This is a genomic window from Calditrichota bacterium (genome assembly GCA_014359355.1).
GTDB lineage: Bacteria > Zhuqueibacterota > Zhuqueibacteria > JANLFK01 > Oleimicrobiaceae > Oleimicrobium.
Map to the genome: position 1 here is coordinate 1 of JACIZP010000394.1, position 1,897 is coordinate 1,897.

The 1,897-nt window shown below is 59.8% G+C and carries 2 protein-coding genes; both read right to left on the minus strand.

Features of this window, described 5'->3' with window-relative positions; translation table 11 throughout:
- The coding region (locus H5U38_16290; protein MBC7188585.1) for a hypothetical protein at positions 1 to 403 on the minus strand (403 nt) is incomplete at its 3' end.
- A gap of 10 nt (positions 404 to 413) precedes the next feature.
- Complete coding sequence (locus H5U38_16295; protein ID MBC7188586.1) at positions 414 to 1,883, minus strand: hypothetical protein; 1,470 nt, start codon at positions 1,881 to 1,883, stop codon at positions 414 to 416.
- Positions 1,884 to 1,897 lie beyond the last annotated feature (14 nt).

The window sequence follows — 1,897 nt, forward strand, 5'->3', positions numbered from 1 at the left end:
CCCAAAAGAAACCGTCCAAAGTCAACCAGACCACAAGCTCACCACGGGCATGAGGTTCCACCCACGAGCGCACCATCCCCGCATCGAAGGCCGGTGAGGGATAGAGAAAACGCTTGAAGTCTAGGTACTTCTGCCTGCTGCGAACCAGGGGAGCACCGTGATACGCCGGCTTCGGGCAATCCGGGGCCAGGGGCGTCACCCAGATTTGCCGGTACGGATCGTGCCCCAGGTACACGTTGATTTCGGTAAAGTCGGTGAGCTGGCGCGGCAGGCCCTCTTCGTACCACCGCTGCAGGGTCTTGTCCCACCACATGGCCCACTCGATCATCGGGAGCCGGTCCACGGGCGCGAAGGACATCACTCGCCGAAAGCGCTCGACGTGCGTCATGAGCCTACGTCCCACCTTCTCGCCTCTACTGCATCCATTCGGCGGCCCTGCGCTCCATGTACCCCTCTTCGATGAAGGGTTCGTCGTCCATGTGCTTGCGCATGAGCTCAATGCGGCGGTCAAGGAGTTCGCCAAGATTATCGCCGTACATGAGGGGCGTCTCCCCTTTGTCCGTCAGGGACATGAACGCCACCGGGGTTGCCCAAAGCTCCTTCAGGCGCTGAGTATTCTCAATTTCTTTCTCCATCAGGTCACGCACCAGGTCCCGGTAATGCTTCTTCTTGGCCGCCGTGGTGGCCTTCATGTAGCCATGCACCCCTGCAATCCATGCCGCCACGTTCCGTTGCGTCATGAACCAGCAGCGGAGAGCCCTAAGCCGCACGAGCTGGTCCAGGATCACATTTCTCTGCCCCAGTTCGGCTGTAGCTGCTTCGCGAATTGCCTCCAGTTTCTCGATGGCGCTGTCCAACGGGTCCCAGAGGTACCTGTCGATCCTCTCAACGTCGACTTCGCTCTTTTCAGGAGTCGTCAAGTAGAAAAGCACATCGCGGCTCAAATCCACGTTGTTCGGGTTGTGCGGCGTCGAGCACATAAAGTCCTGGTAAAATGCCTTCTCACTGTCCGGTATCGCGTCAAGGTTCGGCACCAGGGGTCGCACCCACAGACGGTACCAGGTGAAGCCAAAGGTAGCGTAGAGCGGCGTGACGATGGGGAAAGCCAGGATCGCCTCCTCGGCGAGGTTCCAAGCAGCAAGCAATTCCCTGAAAAAGCGCTCCCCTGCCCATTTGCGGGCAAGAGCTTCCAGTTCTTTCTCAAGGTCCAGACTCGGGTCAAAGAGATACCGCCAGGCAATCTCGTGATTCACGTTGTAGGGAACGAGTTCGGGCGGGTATGTGCCGCCGGAATGCGCAAGGTACTGGACGCCGCCGGCGTGCATGGCACGCAGCTTCCGATACGTCAGTTTCGGATACGGCACACCCAGGAGAGGGTCAAACATGATGTGTGGCCCTGCCGTGAAGTAGAAGTGGGCCCACGCCCCTTTCTCCGCCAACTCCACCATGAGTTTCTTTTCGCGGGCGTCAAAGTCAAGCTGGTACACGCTTCCGGCATTGATGGCCTTGTTCTCTGGGTACTGCGGGTGCGCATAAGGTACGTCCCACCCCCGGGCGATGAGGGTTGCCGCCTCCACGTCGAGACCGTCACCCAGACCAGCCCACACGGTGTCGTGTTCGCCATAGAACGACTCCAGGCGCGTCATCACTCGAAAGTCAGGGTTAACCTCCCGGGCGGCGTCGCGCAGCAACCTGAGGAAGCGGAGTGCGTTCTCTCCTGCCACCTTGGCAATCTCCTCGTCGTCCTTCCACTCTCGAATCAGGTACGCGCCGCCATTCCGGCCGACGTACAGCGACTTGGTGTGCTCAAAGCCGGCCCCGCTATCGTTCGTCCACACGGCGAGGAACCCCAGCTCCGGCACTTCGCGCATCAGCTTTGTCATCATCTCGGCATAGT

Coding starts and splice junctions, on each gene's coding strand:
- H5U38_16295 (MBC7188586.1), bottom strand. CDS start 1,883: ATGACAAAGCTGATGCGCGAAGTGCCGGAGCTGGGGTTCCTCGCCGTG.